This is a genomic window from Streptomyces sp. NBC_01261 (assembly GCF_036226385.1).
Taxonomy (GTDB): Bacteria; Actinomycetota; Actinomycetes; order Streptomycetales; family Streptomycetaceae; genus Streptomyces.
On the sequence record NZ_CP108463.1, the window covers coordinates 7,100,307 to 7,119,510 of the forward strand.

15 protein-coding genes and 1 pseudogene are annotated in these 19,204 nt (G+C 69.3%); 8 read left to right on the forward strand and 8 right to left on the reverse strand.

Annotation, left to right across the window (positions count from 1 at the left end):
* The first annotated feature begins 40 nt into the window (after positions 1 to 40).
* Entirely contained in the window at positions 41 to 883 is an 843-nt protein-coding gene (locus OG226_RS31630) for a helix-turn-helix transcriptional regulator (protein WP_329350810.1), read from the forward strand.
* A 1,801-nt stretch (positions 884 to 2,684) separates the two neighbouring features.
* Here OG226_RS31630 and OG226_RS31635 read toward each other — a convergent pair.
* A complete protein-coding gene (locus OG226_RS31635; protein WP_328683222.1) occupies positions 2,685 to 3,731 on the reverse strand; it encodes a LacI family DNA-binding transcriptional regulator in 1,047 nt (348 codons plus the stop codon).
* A gap of 265 nt (positions 3,732 to 3,996) precedes the next feature.
* Between OG226_RS31635 and OG226_RS31640 the strand changes: the two genes are divergently transcribed.
* From OG226_RS31640 to OG226_RS31655, 4 genes are all read left to right on the forward strand, one after another.
* Positions 3,997 to 5,154, forward strand: coding sequence for a Gfo/Idh/MocA family protein (locus OG226_RS31640; protein ID WP_328683223.1), 1,158 nt, complete (start codon positions 3,997 to 3,999; stop codon positions 5,152 to 5,154).
* A complete protein-coding gene (locus OG226_RS31645) occupies positions 5,151 to 6,305 on the forward strand; it encodes a dihydrodipicolinate synthase family protein (RefSeq protein WP_329350811.1) in 1,155 nt (384 codons plus the stop codon). Before OG226_RS31640 ends, OG226_RS31645 begins: the two co-directional genes overlap by 4 nt.
* Positions 6,306 to 6,340: 35 nt before the next feature.
* Entirely contained in the window at positions 6,341 to 7,141 is an 801-nt protein-coding gene (locus OG226_RS31650) for a sugar phosphate isomerase/epimerase family protein (protein WP_328686485.1), read from the forward strand.
* Between the two features lie 280 nt (positions 7,142 to 7,421).
* Entirely contained in the window at positions 7,422 to 7,592 is a 171-nt protein-coding gene (locus OG226_RS31655) for a hypothetical protein (RefSeq protein ID WP_328683225.1), read from the forward strand.
* 93 nt (positions 7,593 to 7,685) lie between these two features.
* Here OG226_RS31655 and OG226_RS31660 read toward each other — a convergent pair whose 3' ends face one another.
* The 7 genes from OG226_RS31660 to OG226_RS31690 all read right to left on the reverse strand — a co-directional run bounded on the left by OG226_RS31660 (position 7,686) and on the right by OG226_RS31690 (position 14,731).
* A complete protein-coding gene (locus OG226_RS31660; protein WP_328683226.1) occupies positions 7,686 to 8,066 on the reverse strand; it encodes a DUF937 domain-containing protein in 381 nt (126 codons plus the stop codon).
* A 244-nt stretch (positions 8,067 to 8,310) separates the two neighbouring features.
* Complete coding sequence (gene rbsD / locus OG226_RS31665) at positions 8,311 to 8,703, reverse strand: D-ribose pyranase (RefSeq protein ID WP_328683227.1); 393 nt, start codon at positions 8,701 to 8,703, stop codon at positions 8,311 to 8,313.
* Positions 8,700 to 9,602 (reverse strand): ribokinase, encoded by a 903-nt coding sequence (locus tag OG226_RS31670; protein WP_327403943.1) that lies wholly within the window; start codon positions 9,600 to 9,602, stop codon positions 8,700 to 8,702. The genes rbsD and OG226_RS31670 overlap by 4 nt, the downstream gene beginning before the upstream one ends.
* 48 nt (positions 9,603 to 9,650) lie before the next feature.
* The gene (locus OG226_RS31675) at positions 9,651 to 11,603 is read right to left on the reverse strand and encodes an ABC transporter permease/substrate-binding protein (RefSeq protein ID WP_329350813.1); all 1,953 of its coding nucleotides are present in this window, start codon (positions 11,601 to 11,603) and stop codon (positions 9,651 to 9,653) included.
* Positions 11,593 to 13,122 carry a sugar ABC transporter ATP-binding protein gene (locus OG226_RS31680; protein ID WP_328683229.1) on the reverse strand — a complete coding sequence of 510 codons (1,530 nt, stop codon included), beginning with the start codon at positions 13,120 to 13,122 and terminating at the stop codon, positions 11,593 to 11,595. The genes OG226_RS31675 and OG226_RS31680 overlap by 11 nt, the downstream gene beginning before the upstream one ends.
* Positions 13,119 to 14,171, reverse strand: a complete 1,053-nt coding sequence (locus tag OG226_RS31685) for a LacI family DNA-binding transcriptional regulator (protein ID WP_329350814.1) — start codon at positions 14,169 to 14,171, stop codon at positions 13,119 to 13,121. The genes OG226_RS31680 and OG226_RS31685 overlap by 4 nt, the downstream gene beginning before the upstream one ends.
* Positions 14,172 to 14,446: 275 nt before the next feature.
* Positions 14,447 to 14,731 carry an ATP-binding protein gene (locus tag OG226_RS31690; protein ID WP_329350815.1) on the reverse strand — a complete coding sequence of 95 codons (285 nt, stop codon included), beginning with the start codon at positions 14,729 to 14,731 and terminating at the stop codon, positions 14,447 to 14,449.
* A gap of 43 nt (positions 14,732 to 14,774) precedes the next feature.
* Between OG226_RS31690 and OG226_RS31695 the strand changes: the two are divergent.
* The 3 genes and pseudogenes from OG226_RS31695 to OG226_RS31705 form a co-directional block, all read left to right on the forward strand.
* Positions 14,775 to 14,912, forward strand: a pseudogene (locus OG226_RS31695) (DUF397 domain-containing protein); the annotation flags it as partial.
* 29 nt (positions 14,913 to 14,941) lie between these two features.
* Positions 14,942 to 17,248, forward strand: a complete 2,307-nt coding sequence (recD2, locus tag OG226_RS31700; RefSeq protein ID WP_329350816.1) for an SF1B family DNA helicase RecD2 — start codon at positions 14,942 to 14,944, stop codon at positions 17,246 to 17,248.
* Between the two features lie 159 nt (positions 17,249 to 17,407).
* A complete protein-coding gene (locus OG226_RS31705; RefSeq protein WP_328683232.1) occupies positions 17,408 to 18,697 on the forward strand; it encodes a citrate synthase in 1,290 nt (429 codons plus the stop codon).
* The last annotated feature ends 507 nt before the right edge of the window (positions 18,698 to 19,204 follow it).

The following is a 19,204-nucleotide window of genomic DNA, read 5'->3' on the forward strand; positions in this document are numbered from 1 at the left end:
AGGGCGGCCAGGTGCGGCGCTTCCGTTATTCTGCCGAGTCATGTCGGAAAACGGCCACACCGAGACGGCGGAGGAGGTGGAGGAGGTGGACGGGGCGGAGGAGGCGGAGAAGGCGGAGGAGGTGGACGGGGCGGAAGCTGCGGACGGCGCGGCTACGGAGCCCAGGGACACCACCCACGCCCACCTCGCGGGTGACGTCATCGGCCGTCACCAGCACGGCTACCACCAGCTTCTCTACGTCAGTGCCGGTGTGCTGGCGGTGCAGACGGGCGAGGCGTCCTGGGTGGCGTCCAGCGCGCGGGCCGTCTGGCTTCCGGCGGGCATGTGGCACCAGCACCGAGTGCACGGGCACAGCTCCGTGCACACCATCGGCTTCGCCGCCCACGACGTTCTGCTGGACTCCGGGACCCCGGTCGTCGTGGCCGTGGACGCCCTGGTCCGCGAACTGATCATCGCGTGCAGCGAACCGGACCTTCCGCAGCAGGAGTCCCGCCGCCTGCGCGCTGTCCTGCGGGACCGCCTGAGAAGAGCCCAAGTGGAGCCGCTGACGCTCCCCACCCCCACCAACTCCCTGCTCCGGCAGGCATGTTCACTGGTGACGGACGACCTACGGCAACCCCGCACCGCCACCTGGCTCGCCCGCCGGATCGGCGTCAGCGAACGCACCCTGGCCCGGCTGTTCAGAACCGAGTTCGGTATGACGTACCCGCAATGGCGCACCAACGTCCGCGTCTTCCACGCCATGGTCCTCCTGGCGGAAGGCGCGACGGTCAGCGAGACGGGCCGCCAGTGCGGTTGGTCCACGACCAGCGCCTTCATCGACACGTTCAGCCGCACGATGGGCCAGACACCGGGTACGTACCGCATCGGACCTGGTGGATAGGCACGTGGCACTCCGGGCCGGGCATCCCCCTTCCCGGCGATTGGCTGGGTGGGGACACGCCTGGCTCTTGCGTAGGTGACCGTTGGGCCGCCCGCTTCTTGGTCAGTGTCGGGCTTCCGCGTCCCGAGTAAAGGGCGCTCCGCTGCGCTACGCGTCGCCTTCGGCGATTCCGCTGCGCTCCACCCTTGACTCGGGCCGCTCCAGCCCGTGGGAGAAGCGAGCGGGCGGCCCGGAGGAACGGGTGGCTCAGGGAGAGAGCCCGTTACGGCGGTTACGTGGCCGGCCTGCGCTGGGGGAACGCGCTCGCGTCTCGCCAGCACGCCGGGCCGGCTCGGCGGCCAACGCCGGGTGGGGGGTGACGCGATAGCTGATGGGCGGCACGCCGTGTGGGCTTAGCGGCTGACACCGAGTGGGTGTGACGCGACGACTGATTGGCGGCACGCCGGGACGGCTCGGCGGCTGACACCGAGCGGGAAGCGGGCGCGTCAGACCGCAGACGGCACGCCGGACCGGCTCAGCGGCTGACACCGAGCTGGCGGCGCGTCGGCAGAGTGGCGGCACGCTATCTCGGCTCAGCGGCTCAGCGGCTTGCGGTTGGGGGGTGGTGTGCGCTCGTGTCTCATCCTTGTGGTGGGTGGGCTTCGCGGCTGCGAGCGAGCGGACGCGGGACCGGGGCGAGTCTGGCCGGGCAGAGCCGGGCGGGGGTGTCGGGAAGCTGTCCGCAAAGTAACCCTCTAACCGCCCTTTGACTGGTTAGAAAAGGACACAGCTTCCCGCCCCCCGTGTCCGGACCCTGTCACCACCGGGCCGCTCGCGATGGGACAGCCCCGACCTACCACCCACCACACCACCCGCACACCCCACTCGGCGCCAGCCGCTAGTCCGACCCGCCGCGCCGCCAACCCGCGGGCGCGCCATCCCACTTGGCGTCAGCCGCTAGCCCGACCAGGCGTGCCGCCACTCTGCCGACACGCCCCCCCACTTGGCGTTGGCCGCTTAACCGGCCCGGCGTGCCGCCCACCCGGGGACGCGCCCCCAACTTGGTGTCAGCCGCTAGTCCGACCCGGCGCGCCGCCAACCCGTCGACGCGCCCCCACCTCGGTGTCGGCCGCTAAGCCCACGCGGCGTGCCGCCACCCTGTCGTCGCGCCCCCACTCGGCGTCAGCCGCTAGCCCGACCAGGCGTGCCGCCAACTCGTGTGCGTGCCAACCCACTTGGCGTCAGCTGCCAAGCCGACCCGGCCTGCCGCCAACCTGTGGGCGCGCCATCCCGCTTAGCGTCAGCCGCTAAGCCGACCGGGCGTGCCGCCACCCTGTCGTCGCGCCCCCACTCGGCGTCAGTCGCTAGCCCGACCCGGCGTGCCACCAACCCGTGGGCGCGCCATCCCACTTGGCGTTAGTCGCTAAGCAGACGCGGCGTGCCGCCACTCTGCCGTCGCGCCACCCCACTTGGCGTCAGTCGCCAAGCCGGCCCGGCGTGCCGCCAACCTGCCGACGCGCCACCCCACTCGGCGTCAGCCGCTATGCCGACCCGGCGTGCTGGCGAGGCGCGAGCGCGTTCCTCGGTGCTGGGTGACGGCATGACTGGCCCGAGGGCCCGCGTACCTGGGCAACCGTCATTCAGGGCCGCCCGCTCGCTTCTGAAGCGGGATTCCGTGGGCCGAGTCAAGGGTGGAGCGGAGCGGAATCGGCGGAGCCGACGCGTAGCGCAGCGGAGCGCCCTTTACTCGGGTCACGGAATCCCGACACTGGCCAAGAAGCGGGTGGCCCAACGGTCACGTATCGGCTCAGCTCCGGTACACCTACTTCCGCGGCACCCCAGAAGACCCCCGAACCATCAACTCCCCCCGAACCGTGGCGATCCCACCCGGCGGCGGCTCCTCCCGCCCCATCGCGATCCGCCCCGCCCGGGCCCCCGCCTCCGACAACGGCAACCGCACCGTCGTAAGCGAAGGCACCGCGTCCACGCTGAACGGCAGATCGTCGAACCCGGCAACGGAGACGTCGTCCGGAATCCGCCGCCCAGACTCCCGCAGCGCCGCCGACGCCCCCACCGCGACGGAGTCGTTCGCCGCGACCACGGCAGTCAGCGACGGATCCCGTCGCAGCAGCTCCAGCGTGGCCTCGTACCCGGAGCGCCGGTCGTAGCGGCCGTGCACAGTCCACCGCGGATCCTCTACGATCCCGTGCGCGACCAGCGCCTCCCGGTGGCCCTCCAGCCGGTGCCGCGTCGTCGTCCGTTCCTCCGGGCCCGCGATGTAGCCGAGCCGGCGATGGCCGAGGCCGATCAGGTGCTCGGTCAGTTCCCGGCCGCCCCCGCGGTTGTCGAAGGTCAGCGCGAACGCCCCGGTGTCCGGCGCCGGCGGCCGCCCGCACAGCACCACCCGCGTCCCCGCCTCCCCCAGTTTCCGCAGCTTCGCCGCGACCGCCGCCGCGTGCGGCGCGTTCTCCATCGCGCCGCCGGTCAGCACGACCGCCGCCGCCCGCTGCCGCTGCAACAGGGTCAGATACGTCAGCTCGCGCTCCGGGGAGCCCCCCGTGTTGCACACCACCGCCAGCCGTTCCCCGCCCGCGCGGCCCCCCGGCCCCCCGATCTCGCCCTGGATCGCGCTCGCCATGATCCCGAAGAAGGGGTCGGCGATGTCGTTGACCAGGATGCCGACCAGGTCGGAGGTGGCCGCCGCCAGCGCGCTCGCGGGACCGTTCAGGACGTAGTCCAGCTCGTCGACCGCCCGCAGAACCCGCTCGCGCGTGGTGGCCGCGACCGGATAGTTGCCGTTCAGTACGCGCGACACCGTCGCGGGGGAGACCTGGGCGCGGGCCGCCACGTCCGCCAGGGTCACCGTCATCTTGTTCGTCCTCCGGTCGCGCATCTTCGGTCGCGCATCTTGTCGTACGCCGTTGTACACAGGCTGCTCAAAGGAAGCCCCCGTCCGAGCAGACCATAAGGCCACCCGCTCCGGTTGTTCGCCCCCTCGAACAACTCGACCCCATCACGGTCTTGTACAGACCAGTGGGCAAAGGCTAGCTTCTGCATATATAGAAAGCGCTTGCTGCAATCTTGGGACATGCGCTGAGACATGCGTCGAGACGCATGTGGACGAAGGGGAACACGTGACACGCAAGACGGTGCGTATCGCCATGAACGGCGTGACCGGGCGCATGGGCTACCGACAGCACCTCGTCCGCTCGATCCTCGCACTGCGCGAGCAGGGTGGTCTAGACCTCGGTGACGGTACGGTTCTGTGGCCGGAACCGATCCTCGTGGGCCGCCGCGAGCACGCGTTGAAGGCGCTTGCCGAGCAGCACGGGCTGGACCCGGCGAACGTCTCCACGGACGTCGACGCGGTCCTCGCCGACCCGACCGTCGAGATCTACTTCGACGCCCAGGTCACCTCGGCCCGCGAGGAGGCGCTCAAGAAGGCGATCGCCGCGGGCAAGCACATCTACACCGAGAAGCCGACGGCCACCGACTTCGACGGTGCCCTCGAACTGGCCCGCCTCGCCGACGCCGCCGGCATCAAGCACGGCGTCGTCCAGGACAAGCTGTTCCTGCCGGGCCTGCTGAAGCTCAAGCGGCTCATCGACGGCGGCTTCTTCGGCCGGATCCTGTCCATCCGGGGCGAGTTCGGCTACTGGGTCTTCGAGGGCGACTGGCAGAGTGCCCAGCGCCCGTCGTGGAACTACCGCTCGGAGGACGGCGGCGGCATCGTCGTCGACATGTTCCCGCACTGGGAGTACGTCCTGCACGAGCTGTTCGGCCGCGTGAAGTCCGTCCAGGCCATCGCGACCACCCACATCCCGCAGCGCTGGGACGAGAACGGCAAGCCCTACGACGCCACCGCCGACGACGCCGCCTACGGCATCTTCGAACTCGACAGCGGTGCCATCGCCCAGATCAACTCCTCCTGGGCCGTCCGCGTCAACCGCGACGAACTCGTCGAGTTCCAGGTCGACGGCACGGAGGGGTCGGCCGTCGCCGGTCTGCGCAACTGCCGTGCACAGCACCGCAGTTCCACCCCCAAGCCGGTCTGGAACCCGGACCTCCCCGCCACCGAGGTCTTCCGCGACCAGTGGCAGGAAGTCCCCGACAACACCGACTTCGACAACGGCTTCAAGGCTCAGTGGGAGCTGTTCCTCCGCCACGTCTACGCCGACGCCCCGTACCACTGGGACCTCCTGGCCGGCGCCCGCGGTGTCCAACTCGCCGAGCTGGGCCTGAAGTCGTCCGCCGAGGGCCGCCGTTTCGACGTACCGGAGATCACCCTGTGACCATCCAACTCCCGGACTCCGGTGGGGCCTTGCGGGCGTACGAGCCCCGCCAGGAACCCTTCGCCGTCACCTCCGGCACCCCCTTCACCTCTCGTACGGTGTTCTCGGCGGCCCACGTCGTCGCCGACCCGTTCGCCGACACGAGCCCCGACTCGGCCGCCGCCGTCGACTGGGACGCCACCCTCGCCTTCCGCCGCCACCTCTGGTCGCACGGGCTCGGTGTCGCCGAGGCGATGGACACCGCCCAGCGCGGCATGGGCCTGGACTGGGCGGGCGCGGCCGAGCTGATCCGCCGAAGTGCCGCCGAGGCGCAGGCTGTCGGCGGCCGTATCGCCTGCGGCGTCGGCACCGACCAGCTCACCGGCCCGGCGTCCCTGGCCGACGTACAGGCCGCGTACGAGGAGCAGTTGGCCCTGGTCGAGGCGTCGGGCGCGCAGGCCATCCTGATGGCGTCCCGCGCGCTCGCGGCCGTAGCGAAGGGCCCCGAGGACTACCTGGAGGTCTACGGCCACCTGCTCCGCCAGGCGTCCGAACCGGTCGTCCTGCACTGGCTGGGCCCCATGTTCGACCCGGCACTTGAGGGTTACTGGGGTTCGTCCGACCTCGACGCGGCCACCGACACGTTCCTCGACGTCATCGCCGCGCACCCCGACAAGGTCGACGGCATCAAGGTGTCGCTCCTGGAGGCTCAGCGGGAGATCGACATCCGGCGCCGACTGCCGCAGGGCGTGCGCTGCTACACCGGCGACGACTTCAACTACCCCGAGCTGATCGCGGGCGACGACCAGGGCTTCAGCCACGCCCTGCTCGGCATCTTCGACCCGCTCGGCCCGCTGGCGGCGGAGGCGGTCCGCGTCCTGGACACCGGGAACGCGGCCGGATTCCGTGAACTCCTCGACCCGACAGTCGAGTTGTCCCGTCACCTCTTCCAGACCCCCACCCGCTTCTACAAGACGGGCGTGGTGTTCCTGGCCTGGCTCGCGGGCCACCAGGCGCACTTCACGATGGTCGGCGGCCTCCAATCGGCCCGCTCCCTCCCGCACTTCGCCCGCGCCTACGAACTCGCCGACGGCCTGGGCCTGTTCCCCGACCCGAAGCTCGCGGAGGAACGGATGAAGAACCTGCTGTCCCTGTACGGAGTGAACCAGTGAGCGCCGCCGACCTCTCCCGCTTCTCCATCAACCAGATGACGGTCAAGCAGCTGTCGATGCCCGAACTGGTCGACGCCTGCCTGGAGTTGGGCGTCCCCGGCGTCGGCCTCTGGCGCGAGCCGGTCCAGTCGTACGGCCTGGAGGAGACCGCGAAGCTGGTCCGCGACGCGGGGCTCACGGTGACAACGTTGTGCAGGGGCGGCTTCTTCACGGCGCTCGACCCGGCCGAGCGTGCCCGCGCCCTCGACGACAACCGTCGTGCCGTGGACGAGGCGGCGACTCTGGGCACCGACACCCTCGTGCTGGTGTCCGGCGGTCTCCCCGCCGGTTCCAAGGACCTGCACGGCGCGCGGGAGCGGATCGCCGACGCGCTGGGGGAGTTGGGGCCCTACGCCGAGGAGCGGGGTGTACGGCTGGCCATCGAGCCGCTGCACCCCATGTTCGCCTCCGACCGCTGCGTGGTCTCGACCCTCAGCCAGGCCCTCGACCTCGCCGAGCGCTTTCCCGCCCAGCAGGTCGGTGTCACGGTGGACACCTACCACATCTGGTGGGACGACCGGGCACCCGAGCAGATCGCCCGGGCGGGCGCGGGCGGCCGTATCCACACCTTCCAACTCGCCGACTGGACCACGCCGTTGCCCGAGGGCGTGCTCAACGGCCGTGGGCAGATCGGCGACGGCGCGATCGACATGCGGGAGTGGAAGTCGTACGTCGAGGCCGCCGGATACACCGGTCCCATCGAGGTCGAGCTGTTCAACGACGGGTTGTGGGCGCGGGACGGCCGCGAGGTGCTGGCGGAGACGGCGGCATGCTTCGTGGAGCACGTGATCCGGTAGTCGGAATGTGAGAGTCACCTTCACGCAGCTCGTTTTCATAAACGCAGATCGGGGTCCGTGCAGTGGGCGATATTCCTGTGACTAGCCTGTCGATTTAGGTTTTTCGGATCTTTTCGGAACCGTATCTCCCCAGGTCATGTCTGTAGGATCGTGCTCGCCGCAGGGCCGGGAGAAAGCCCGGAAGCGCGGTCTTCCGGGCTTTCTCTAACGCCGCGCCCGCCCCGGCGAGCATCACCCTCAAGGCCAACCAAAGACCGCCGGTCTGAAGGAGGGCAGCAAGGTGACGCTCCAGGTCAAGAGCGGTGCGACGTGGAAGTCCCTGCCCGTGACCGCCAAGGTCGGCCACAGCGCCTACAAGCTGACCGACAAGTTCCGGAAGAAGGGCGTCGAGGTCCTGCGGGTCAAGGACGGCGCCGCCGTGTCCAAGGCGGTCTCGGTCACCGTCCGCTGACGCCGACCGCACCGCACCGATCCGGGGTGGGGCAGGAGGTCAGGAGTGTGCCGTACCGACCTGCCTGCCTGCCTGCCTGCCTTCTTCTTCGGCCTATCGCTTCTTCGCCGCCCGCTTCGTGAGCACCGCGAGCACGGCCGGGATCAGCATCTCGACGACCCGTGCCACGGTCGCGGGCGGCAGCCCCGTCTTCTTGGCCACCGCGTTCGCCACCGGCCTGGCCGCCTTCGCCAGCACCCCGGCCATGAGCCCGCCCGTCGCGAAACCGCCCAGCGTGGCCACGCCCTGGAGGGGAGCCTCGCGAGGCGTCTCCGCGGTCGCCGCCTCACCGGACAGGGCCGACGCGGTCGTACCGACCACGTCCCGGGCGCCCGCCTCGTCCGTCCCCAGCAGGCCGGCGATCTCCTGGACCTTGGCGCCGCCCAGCTCGTCGAGGATGTCGTCGTGGAAGGTCGTAGCAGAGTCTTCGGTCATGCCTGAAACGCTACGTCCGCCCCTATTTGTCGGCACCTCGAACCCGTCTTGAAGAATTCTCAAGATGTCGTACAACCCTCTCCCCGCCACGCGGGTCGTACTTGGCATCGGGACTCTTGGAGGGGGATCTGGGGGGATCGCGGGGGTCCTGATGCCGGAGGGGAAAACCCGAGGGGGCACGGTCGACGGACCGGGCCCCCTCGAATTTGAGAATGTGACACATGACCCCCCAAGTGTCACGTTTCTAGAAGAACACCCCGCACCGCAGCAGCACGTTCGCGTACGGCCGCGCCTCGCCCGTCCGTACGATCAGCCGCGCGTCCGCCGACAGCTCCTTGAGCCGCTCGTGGGAGACGAGGTCCAGGCCGTCGGGGAAGCGGGCGTCGAGCAGGGCCGTGGCCGCGCGATTGGCGCCGCGCACCTCGGTCGCCGCCGTCGCACCCTCCACGACCAGCTCGGCCAGCAGCCCGTCCAGCACCTCCGCGAACGACGGCACCCCGGCCCGGAACGCCAGGTCCACGACCCGGGGCCCCTTGGGGATCGGCATCCCCGCGTCGCACACCAGCACCCCGTCCCCGTGCCCCAACTCGGCGAGCGCGCCGGAGAGATGACGGTTGAGAATCCCTGCCTTCTTCACAGCGCGGCGACCTCGTCCGCCGTGGGGAAGGAGTCCTGCGCACCCTTACGGGTCACGGCGACCGCCCCGACCCGGGCCGCGTACTCCGCCGCCTCGGCCAGCGACAACCCTGCACCCAGCTTCCACGCCAGCGCCGCGGTGAACGCGTCGCCCGCGCCCGTCGTGTCCACGGCGTCCACCTTCACGGACGGCACCCGGGTGACCCCCTCCCGCGAGGCCACCAACGCACCCTCCGCGCCCAGCGTCACGACCACCGAACGCGGCCCCTTCGCCAGTAGGATCCGCGCCCAGTCCTCGGGCCGCTCGCTCACACACGCGTCCCCGAGGATCACCTTCGCCTCGTGCTCGTTGACGATCAACGGGTCGCAGGCGGCCAGGACTTCGGCCGGGAGCGGCCGGGGCGGCGACGGGTTCAGCACGAAACGGCTGCCGTCCGCGAGACTCCGTACGACCTCCACGACCGTCTCCAGCGGGATCTCCAGCTGTACGGAGACCACCCGGGCGGCCTGGAAGAGGCACCCGGCGGCCTGGACGTCCACGGGGAACAGCTTTCCGTTGGCGCCGGGCGACACCACGATGCTGTTGTCACCGGACGGGTCGACCGTGATCAGCGCGACCCCGGTCGGCGCGCCGCCGACCAACACGCCCACCGTGTCGACACCGGCGGCCCGCTGCGAGTCGAGGAGCAGCCGGCCGTGCGCGTCGTCCCCGACCCGGGCCAGCAGGACCGTACGGGCTCCCAGCCGGGCGGCGGCGACCGCCTGGTTGGCGCCCTTGCCGCCGGGGTGGACGGTCAGGTCGGAACCGAGGACCGTCTCGCCTGCGCCCGGCCGCCGCTCGACGCCGATCACGAGGTCGGCGTTGGCCGATCCCACGACCAGGAGGTCGTAGTCGTACATCAATTGACTCCCCACAGTGGTGACTTGGAGTGGTGGACCCGGTCCTCGTCAGCCGGTGAACCCGGCCACATTCTCCTTGGTGACGACCTTGACCGGCACCTTGACCGTCGACTCGACCTTCTTCCCCTGAGCGGCGCGCAGCGCGTTGTCCACGGCGATCTTGCCGAGCTGGGAAGGCTGTTGGGCGACGGACGCGTACAGCGTGCCCTGCTTGACGGCGGTCAGGCCGTCCGGCGTGCCGTCGAAGCCGACGACCGAGACCGACGTGCCGGCCTTGGAGCCGAGCGCCTTGATCGCGCCGAGCGCCATCTCGTCGTTGGCGGCGATGACGCCCTGGATGTCGGGGTGTGCCTGGAGCAGGTTCGACATCACGTCGAGGCCCTTGGTGCGGTCGAAGTCGGCCGGCTGCTGGGCGACGACCTGGATGCCGGGGTAGGCCTTCAGCCCCTTGGCGAAGCCCTCCGCCCGCTCACGCGCCGCCGAAGTGCCCGCCTGGCCCTGGAGGATGACGATCTTGCCGTTGCCGCCGAGTTTCTCGGCGACGGTCTTGGCGGCGAGTTCACCGCCCACGACGTTGTCGGACGCGACCAGCGTGTCCACGGCCGCCTTGTTGACGCCCCGGTCGACGGCGATGACCGGGATCTTCGCCTTGTCGGCGGCCTTCACGGAGTTGCTCGCCGCGTCCGAGTCCACCGGGTTGACGATGATCGCGCCGTAGTTCGAACTGGTGAAGTTCTGCAGCTGGTTGGCCTGCTGCGAGGCGTCGTTCTGCGCGTCCGTGACGGTCAGGTCCAGGCCCAGCTTCTTCGCCTCGGCCTGCGCGCCCGACCGGATCTGCACGAAGAACGGGTTGTTGAGCGTGGAGAGGGACAGACCGAGCTTGGGCTTCGACGTCGTGGAGGAGTCGTTGTGCAGGAAGGAGGTGGCACCGACGATCGCGATGGTGACGACGGCCGCGAGCGCGTACGTGGTCGCCTGCCTGCCCTTGCTGCCACCGCCACCGCCCGCACCGGAGGCGGGAGTCGCCCCCGCCTTGCGGCGCACTGTGTCGAGCAGGACCGCCAGCGCGATCACGACACCGATGACGACCTGCTGCCAAAAGGCCGACACGGAAAGGAGGTTGAGGCCGTTGCGCAGCACCGCGAGGATCAGCGCGCCGATGAGCGTGCCGGAGGCCTTGCCGGTGCCGCCCGCGAGGGAGGCGCCGCCGATGACGACCGCGGCGATCGCGTCCAGCTCGTAACCGTCGGCGGCCTGCGGCTGCGCGGAGGAGAGCCGGGAGGCGAGGACGATGCCCGCGGCGGCGGCGAAGACACCGGACAGGGCGTAGATCGCTAGCTTCTGCCTGGAGACGCGCAACCCTGAGAGGCGCGCGGCCTCTTCGTTGCCGCCGATCGCGTACATCGAGCGGCCGATGTAGGTCCGCCCGAGGATGAAGGCCGCGATCAGCCCCATCACGATCATCACCAGGACCGGCACCGGCAACCAGCCGCCGAGCGTGTCACCGAGGTGCGAGACCGAGTCCGGGAAGGCGATCGGGGAACCCTGCGAGATCACCAGCGACAGACCACGCGCCACCGACAGCATCGCCAACGTCGCGATGAACGGCGGCAGTTTGCCGTAGGCGATGAGGAAACCGTTGACGAGACCGGCCGCGATACCCGTGGCGATCGCGAGGACGACGGCGAGGAAGACCGGGACGCCGTGCTGCGTGGCGCTCCAGGCCAGCACGGTGGCCGACAGGGCCGCCACCGAACCGACCGACAGGTCGATGCCCGCCGAGACGATCACGAAGGTGACGCCGAAGGCGAGGATGGCGGTCACGGCCGCCTGGACACCGACGTTGAGGAGGTTGTCGGTGGTCAGGAAGTCGCCGGACAGCGCCGACATGGCGATGACCAGGACGATGAGCGCGGTCAACGCCCCGTTGTCCAGAAGCAGTCGGCGGATCCCCGAGGCGCCACTCGCGCCCGGCGTGCTCTTGAGCGTGTCAGTGGCCACGGTGGCCCTCCACAGCGGTAGTTGCTTGGGTTGGTGTGCTGACGGCGAGTGCCATCACGGAGTCCTGCGTGGCCTGTTCGGCGGAGAGCTCGCCCGCGATACGCCCCTGGGCCATCACGAGCACCCGGTCACTCATACCGAGAACTTCGGGCAGATCACTGGAGATCATGAGCACCGCGGCACCACCGGCGGTGAGTTCATTGATGAGTTGATAGATCTCGACCTTGGCGCCGACGTCGATACCGCGCGTCGGCTCGTCGAGGATCAGCACCTTGGTGTCGGCGAGCAGCCACTTGCCGATGACGACCTTCTGCTGGTTGCCACCGGACAACGTCCGCACCTGCTGGCCGAGTCCGGCCATCCGCACGCCGAGCTGCTTGGCGATCCGCGCGGCGGCCTCGCGCTGCCCCCTGAGGTCGACGAGCCCACCCTTGGTGGCGGCCCGCATGGTGACGAGCCCGAGGTTCTCCTCGACCGACTGGTCCAGGACAAGCCCCTGCCCCTTGCGGTCCTCGGGCACGAGCCCGATCCCGGCGGCCATGGCCGCGTTGACGTCATGCCTGGGGACGAGTCCACCGGAGACGGTGACAGCTCCCTGGTCGTACGGGTCGGCCCCGAAGACAGCCCGTACGACTTCGGTACGACCGGCCCCGACGAGCCCGGCGATGCCGACGACCTCACCGGCCCGCACCTCGAAGCTGATGTCGTGGAAGACCCCGTCCCGGGTGAGCCCCTCGACGGAGAGCAACGCGGCGCCGGTGTCCGGGCGTTCACGCGGATACTGCTGCTCGATCGACCGCCCCACCATGAGCCGTACGAGTTCGTCCTCGGGTGTCGTGGCGGGCACCTGCCCCACGCTCTTCCCGTCCCGGATGACGGTGACGCGGTCCCCGAGGGCGGCGATCTCCTCCAGGTGATGGGTGATGAAGACGATCCCGACCCCGTCGGCGCGCAGTTGACGCACGATGGAGAACAGCTTCTCGACCTCTTCGGAGGTGAGGACGGCGGTCGGTTCGTCCATGATCAGCACGCGCGCGTCGAGACTGAGCGCCTTCGCGATCTCGACCATCTGGAGCCGCGCGATACCGAGTTCACGCACCCGAGCGCGCGGCGAGACGTTCACACCCACCCGCTCCAGCAGAACGGCGGCGTCGGCCTCCATCCGCTTCCGGTCGATCATCCCGAGGCGACGCGGCTGCCGCCCCAGGAAGATGTTCTCGGCGACCGTCAGATCGGGAACGAGGTTGAACTCCTGGTAGATGGTGGCGATCCCGAGCCGCGCGGAGTCCTGCGCACTGTGGATGCGCACCTCCTCGCCGGCGGCCAGAACGCGGCCTCCGTCGGGGCGATAGGCGCCGGAGAGCATCTTGATGAGGGTGCTCTTGCCCGCACCGTTCTCACCGAGCAGCACATGGACCTCACCCCGACGCAGATCGAAGTCGACGCCGTCCAGCGCGACGACACCGGGGAAGGTCTTGCGGATGCCCTCGATGCGCAGCAACTCGTCCTGGTTGCTCACGACTGGCTCCTTCGAACGGGTTGAACTGGGGCAGTTCCAACAGGGGGTTGCGCGGAGTCCGGCTCACCGCACGAGCGGCGCACGACGAGCCGCGCGGGAAGGGTGACGGACTGCGGCGCCCGCCCCTCGATCCGGTCGACGAGCGCACGCACGGCGGCCCGCCCGAGGTCACCCGTCGGCTGGGCGATCGCGGTGATCGGCGGATCGGTGTGCACGAACCACCGGATGTCGTCGAACGCGGCCAGCGCGAGATCCTCCGGAACCCGCAACCCACGCGCGCGTACGGCGTCCAGCGCACCCAGGGCCATCAGGTTGTCGGCCGCGAACACGACCTCCGGCGGCTCGGCCAGATCGAGAAACCCTTCAGTCACCCGCCGCCCGCTCTCGACCTGGAAGTCGCCCTGCCCGATGTAGACGTCGGGGAGCGGAATCCCGTACTCACCGAGCGCGTCCCGGAAGGCGGCGACGCGCTCACTGCCGGTCGTGGTGGCAGCGGGGCCGGCGATGATGGCGAGCCTGCGATGCCCGAGCCCGTGCAGATGCGCGACGAGATCCCGGATCGCGGCCCGCCCGTCGGCCCGCACGACGGGCACGTCCAGGCCCGGGATCCACCGGTCCACGAACACCATCGGGGTCCCCGCGCGGGCGGCGTCCAGCATCCCGGGGGAGCCACCGTCGGTCGGCGACACGAGCAGTCCGTCGATACGACGGTCCAGCAGCGTCCGCACGTGGTGGTCCTGCAGCTCCGGCCGCTCGTCGGCGTTACCGATGATCACGCTGTACCCGAGCGCGCGGGCCTCCTCCTCGACGGAGCGGGCCAGCTCGGTGAAGTACGGGTTGAGCACGTCGCTGATGACCAGCCCGAGGGTGCGGGTCTGATCGGTACGCAGCGAACGGGCGACGGCGTTCGGGCGATAACCCAGCGCCGCTACGGCGGCCAGCACGCGGGTACGCGCGTCGTCACTGACCGACGGATGGTCGTTCAGCACCCGCGACACCGTGGCCACGGAGACCCCGGCCTCGGCGGCGACGTCCTTGATGCTCGCCATCGCCGTTCCACCTCCTCGTGGAATCGATTACATGAGGGATTGGAATCGATTACATGCGAGTTAACAAGGGGGTGTGACCGAATTGTGATGAACGCCGGCGCGCTTGCTCGCGGGGTGGGTGTTCCGGGGGAGATGGACGAGGATCCTCGGCGCCAGGAGGGGGTGTGGCTTGGGAAATGTGACACTTCGCCCTTGAGTGTCACATTTTCACGAGAAGGTTCCCGCTGGGAGGGCCGGGGTCGCATCGCCCGGGCTCGAAGACCCCTGCGGCCACCTCAAGCAGCGCCGAGCTCGCACCACACGAGCTTCCCCCGCCTGCCGTTCCGGGACAACGGCTGCCGGCCCCACTGGTCGGCACAGGCCCGCACGAGTGCGAGACCGCGCCCGTCCTCCGCGTCCCAGGCCCCGAGCCGCAGCACCCCCGCCGTCCAGCCCACGCGCAGGGCGGCGGGCCCCTCCGCGTGCAGTACGGCGTTGGCGACCAGCCGGATCAGACTCTCAGGGCACGGGCGGGTTTTCGGGCATGCGTCAACTCCGGTTCGTCGAACCCGAGCGGTCACGCGAATTCATCCACAAGCTGGAGAAAGAGCTGTGAGGCAACGCATGGACAACTGGCGGAAGTCGTCCTATTCCGGCGAGGGTGACGGCAACAGCTGCGTAGAGATCGCGAGCACCCTCACCCACGTAGCCGTCCGCGACACGAAAACCCCGTCCAGGGCCACCCTCACCTTCCCCACCCCCCTGTCACACCCGCCCGGTACCGTCGACCCATGTCCAACCAGGCGGCGAAACCGGGGAACTCCACAGGCGAGCGACACCTCGCCGTCCTCGAAGGCGTCCTGGAACGCATCACCTACGCCAACGAGGAGAACGGCTACACGGTCGCCCGCGTCGACACCGGCCGGGGCGGCGGCGATCTCCTCACCGTCGTAGGCGCGCTGCTCGGCGCACAGGCCGGTGAATCCCTGCGCATGGAGGGCCGTTGGGGCTCGCACCCCCAATACGGCAAGCAGTTCACCGTGGAGAACTACACAACACTGCTCCCCGCCACGATCCAAGGCATCCGGCGCTACCTCGGCTCAGGCCTCGTCAAGGGCATCGGCCCCGTCTTCGCCGACCGCATCACCCAGCACTTCGGCCTGGACACGCTCCAGATCATCGAGGACGAGCCCAAGCGCCTCATCGAGGTTCCCGGGCTCGGCCCCAAACGCACCAAGAAGATCGCCGAGGCCTGGGAGGAGCAGAAGGCGATCAAGGAGGTCATGCTCTTCCTCCAGACCGTCGAGGTGTCCACGTCGATCGCGGTGCGCATCTACAAGAAGTACGGCGACGCGTCGATCTCCGTCGTCAAGAACCAGCCGTACCGCCTCGCCTCCGACGTCTGGGGCATCGGTTTCCTCACCGCCGACAAGATCGCCCAGTCCGTCGGCATCCCGCACGACAGCCCGGAGCGCGTCAAGGCGGGCCTCCAGTACGCCCTTTCGCAGGCCACCGACCAGGGCAACTGCTACCTCCCCGAAGAGCGGCTCATCGCCGACGCGGTGAAGCTCCTCCAGGTCGACACCGGCCTCGTCATCGAGTGCCTCGCCGAACTCGCCCTCCCGGACGAGGAGTCCGGCGACCCCGGTGTCGTACGAGAGAAAGTCCCCGGCCCCGACGGCGACTCGGAACCCGTCACCGCGGTCTACCTGGTCCCCTTCCACCGTGCCGAGCTCTCCCTCGCCGCCCAGCTCCGCCGCCTGCTGAACACGACCGCGGACCGTATGCCCGGCTTCCACGACGTGGCCTGGGACAAGGCGCTGGGATGGCTGAAGGGGCGTACCGGCGTGGAGCTGGCCCCCGAGCAAGAGGCCGCCGTCCGGCTCGCGTTGACGAAGAAGGTCGCCGTCCTCACCGGTGGTCCCGGCTGCGGAAAGTCCTTCACGGTCCGCTCGATCGTCGAGTTGGCCCGCGCCAAGAAGGCCAAGGTCGTCCTCGCCGCCCCCACCGGCCGCGCCGCCAAACGCCTCGCCGAACTGACCGGCGCCGAGGCCTCAACTGTCCACCGCCTCCTCGAACTCAAGCCCGGCGGCGACGCGGCGTACGACAAGGACCGCCCCCTGGACGCGGACCTGGTGGTCGTGGACGAGGCCTCCATGCTCGACCTCCTCCTTGCCAACAAGCTGCTCAAGGCCGTGCCCCCGGGGGCACACATCCTCTTCGTCGGAGACGTGGACCAACTCCCCAGCGTCGGCGCCGGCGAGGTGCTGCGCGACCTGCTGGCCGACGGCGGTCCGATCCCCGCCGTACGCCTCACGCGCGTGTTCCGCCAGGCCCAGCAGTCCGGCGTGATCACCAACGCGCACCGGATCAACTCCGGGCAGCAGCCGGTCACCGACGGGATGAAGGACTTCTTCCTCTTCGTCGAGGACGACACGGAGGAGACCGGCCGGCTCACCGTGGACGTGGCGGCGCGGCGGATTCCGGCCAAGTTCGGGCTCGACCCGCGCCGGGACGTGCAGGTGCTCGCGCCCATGCACCGGGGACCGGCGGGCGCGGGCAACCTCAACGGACTGCTGCAACAGGCGATCACGCCCGGCCGCCCCGACGTCCCCGAGAAGCGGTTCGGCGGCCGGGTCTTCCGCGTCGGCGACAAGGTCACCCAGATCCGCAACAACTACGACAAGGGCGAGAACGGCGTCTTCAACGGCACGGTGGGCGTCGTCACCTCACTCGACCCGGTGGACCAGCGCCTCACGGTGCTGACGGACGAGGACGAGGAGGTTCCGTACGAATTCGACGAACTCGACGAACTGGCGCACGCCTACGCGGTGACCATCCACCGCTCCCAGGGCAGCGAGTACCCGGCCGTCGTGATCCCGGTCACCACGGGCGCGTGGATGATGCTTCAGCGGAACCTTTTGTATACGGCCGTCACCCGGGCCAAACAGCTGGTTGTGCTGGTCGGATCGCGCAAGGCGATCGGACAGGCCGTGCGTACGGTGTCGGCGGGACGGCGCTGCACGGCACTGGACTTCAGACTGAGCATGAAAAATGATCGATCAAATGAGTCAGGAAGGTCACACAGCACTTCCTGATAGCGGGGTGGAGGGGGCAGGATGAGCAGGTTGGCGGCACTGAGTGCCGCCAATAGGCCCAATGGTCGACCCCGAGTGCACTCTCCTGCGCCAAATGGGGGATGGTAGAGACAGTCAGGGCAACCTCGAAGAAGAGGCACAACGTCGGTGAGGGATGACGTGAGCGACAACTCTGTAGTACTGCGGTACGGCGACGGCGAGTACACCTACCCGGTGATCGACAGCACCGTCGGCGACAAGGGCTTCGACATCGGGAAGCTCCGCGCCCAGACCGGTCTGGTGACGCTGGACAGCGGTTACGGGAACACCGCCGCCTATAAATCCGCCATCACCTACCTCGACGGTGAGCAGGGCATCCTCCGGTACCGCGGCTACCCGATCGAGCAGCTGGCCGAGCGCTCCACCTTCGTGGAGGTCGCCTACCTGCTCATCAACGGCGAGCTGCCGACCGTCGACGAGCTCACCGTGTTCAAGAACGACATCACGCAGCACACCCTGCTGCACGAGGACGTCAAGAACTTCTACAAGGGCTTCCCGCGCGACGCCCACCCGATGGCGATGCTGTCGTCGGTCGTCTCGGCGCTGTCCACCTTCTACCAGGACAGCCACAACCCGTTCGACGAGAAGCAGCGCAACCTCTCCACGATCCGGCTGCTCGCCAAGCTCCCGACGATCGCGGCGTACGCGTACAAGAAGTCGATCGGCCACCCGTTCGTCTACCCGCGCAACGACCTCGGCTACGTCGAGAACTTCCTGCGCATGACCTTCTCGGTCCCCGCCCAGGATTACGACCTCGACCCGGTCGTCGTCTCCGCGCTCGACAAGCTGCTGATCCTGCACGCGGACCACGAGCAGAACTGCTCCACGTCCACGGTCCGCCTCGTCGGCTCGTCCCAGGCGAACATGTTCGCGTCGATCTCGGCCGGCATCAACGCGCTGTGGGGCCCGCTGCACGGCGGCGCCAACCAGTCCGTCCTGGAGATGCTGGAAGGCATCCAGGCGAACGGCGGCGATGTCGACTCCTTCATCCGCAAGGTGAAGAACAAGGAGGACGGCGTCCGCCTGATGGGCTTCGGCCACCGGGTGTACAAGTCCTTCGACCCGCGCGCGAAGATCATCAAGGCGGCGGCGCACGACGTCCTCTCGGCCCTCGGCAAGTCCGACGAGCTGCTGGACATCGCGCTGAAGCTCGAAGAGCACGCGCTGTCGGACGACTACTTCGTCTCGCGCAACCTCTACCCGAACGTCGACTTCTACACCGGCCTGATCTACCGGGCCATGGGCTTCCCGACCGAGATGTTCACGGTCCTGTTCGCCCTGGGCCGCCTGCCGGGCTGGATCGCCCAGTGGCACGAGATGATCAAGGAGCCGGGTTCTCGTATCGGGCGCCCGCGCCAGATCTACACGGGTGTCGTCGAGCGGGACTTCATCCCGGTCGAGGGTCGCTGATCGCTCCGCTGGGTCCGCGTGGTTAGTTCACCGCGGGCCCGGTGGGGGCTGGTCGCGCAGTTCCCCGCGCCCCACGTCGGCGAGTGAGCCGAAGGGGCGCGTCGGTGTCGAGAGCGCGAACGCGCGGAGGCCCGCAGGGTCGAGCACGATCGCGCTCTCGACACCGACTTTGGCGCCCCGGAGGCGAACCGAGCCTTAAAAAAGGGGTGGGAAGAAGGCGCCCTGCCGACGGTCCCCCCACGGGCCGGCGTACAGGGCGCCTTCCCATGTCCCGGTGCGGATTCCCCCCACGGGATCCGGCCGGGCGTCTTAGAGAACCAGCGCCTGAATCGCTGTACTGCGTACTGCCGAAGCTCGATGAAGCTGAGCCTCGTTGAGTAGAACGAGCGGAACTCCTCGTACTACTGGGTGGAGCCAGTGATGTGTGCGATCTGCCGGGACATCGCACGACGGGAGGGCCGCTCAAAGCTCCCCGGTGTACGTGTCCCGGCAACGCATCTCTGAGGA

Excerpts from the sequence above, each read along its gene's own strand:
- OG226_RS31635 (WP_328683222.1), bottom strand. The coding sequence starts at position 3,731 with ATGACGGTGACCCTGGCGGACGTGGCGGCCCGCGCCCAGGTCTCCCCC.
- recD2 (WP_329350816.1), top strand. The coding sequence starts at position 14,942 with ATGTCCAACCAGGCGGCGAAACCGGGGAACTCCACAGGCGAGCGACAC.
- OG226_RS31670 (WP_327403943.1), bottom strand. The coding sequence starts at position 9,602 with ATGTACGACTACGACCTCCTGGTCGTGGGATCGGCCAACGCCGACCTC.
- OG226_RS31660 (WP_328683226.1), bottom strand. The coding sequence starts at position 8,066 with ATGACCGAAGACTCTGCTACGACCTTCCACGACGACATCCTCGACGAG.
- OG226_RS31685 (WP_329350814.1), bottom strand. The coding sequence starts at position 14,171 with ATGGCGAGCATCAAGGACGTCGCCGCCGAGGCCGGGGTCTCCGTGGCC.
- OG226_RS31630 (WP_329350810.1), top strand. The coding sequence starts at position 41 with ATGTCGGAAAACGGCCACACCGAGACGGCGGAGGAGGTGGAGGAGGTG.
- OG226_RS31650 (WP_328686485.1), top strand. The coding sequence starts at position 6,341 with ATGACGGTCAAGCAGCTGTCGATGCCCGAACTGGTCGACGCCTGCCTG.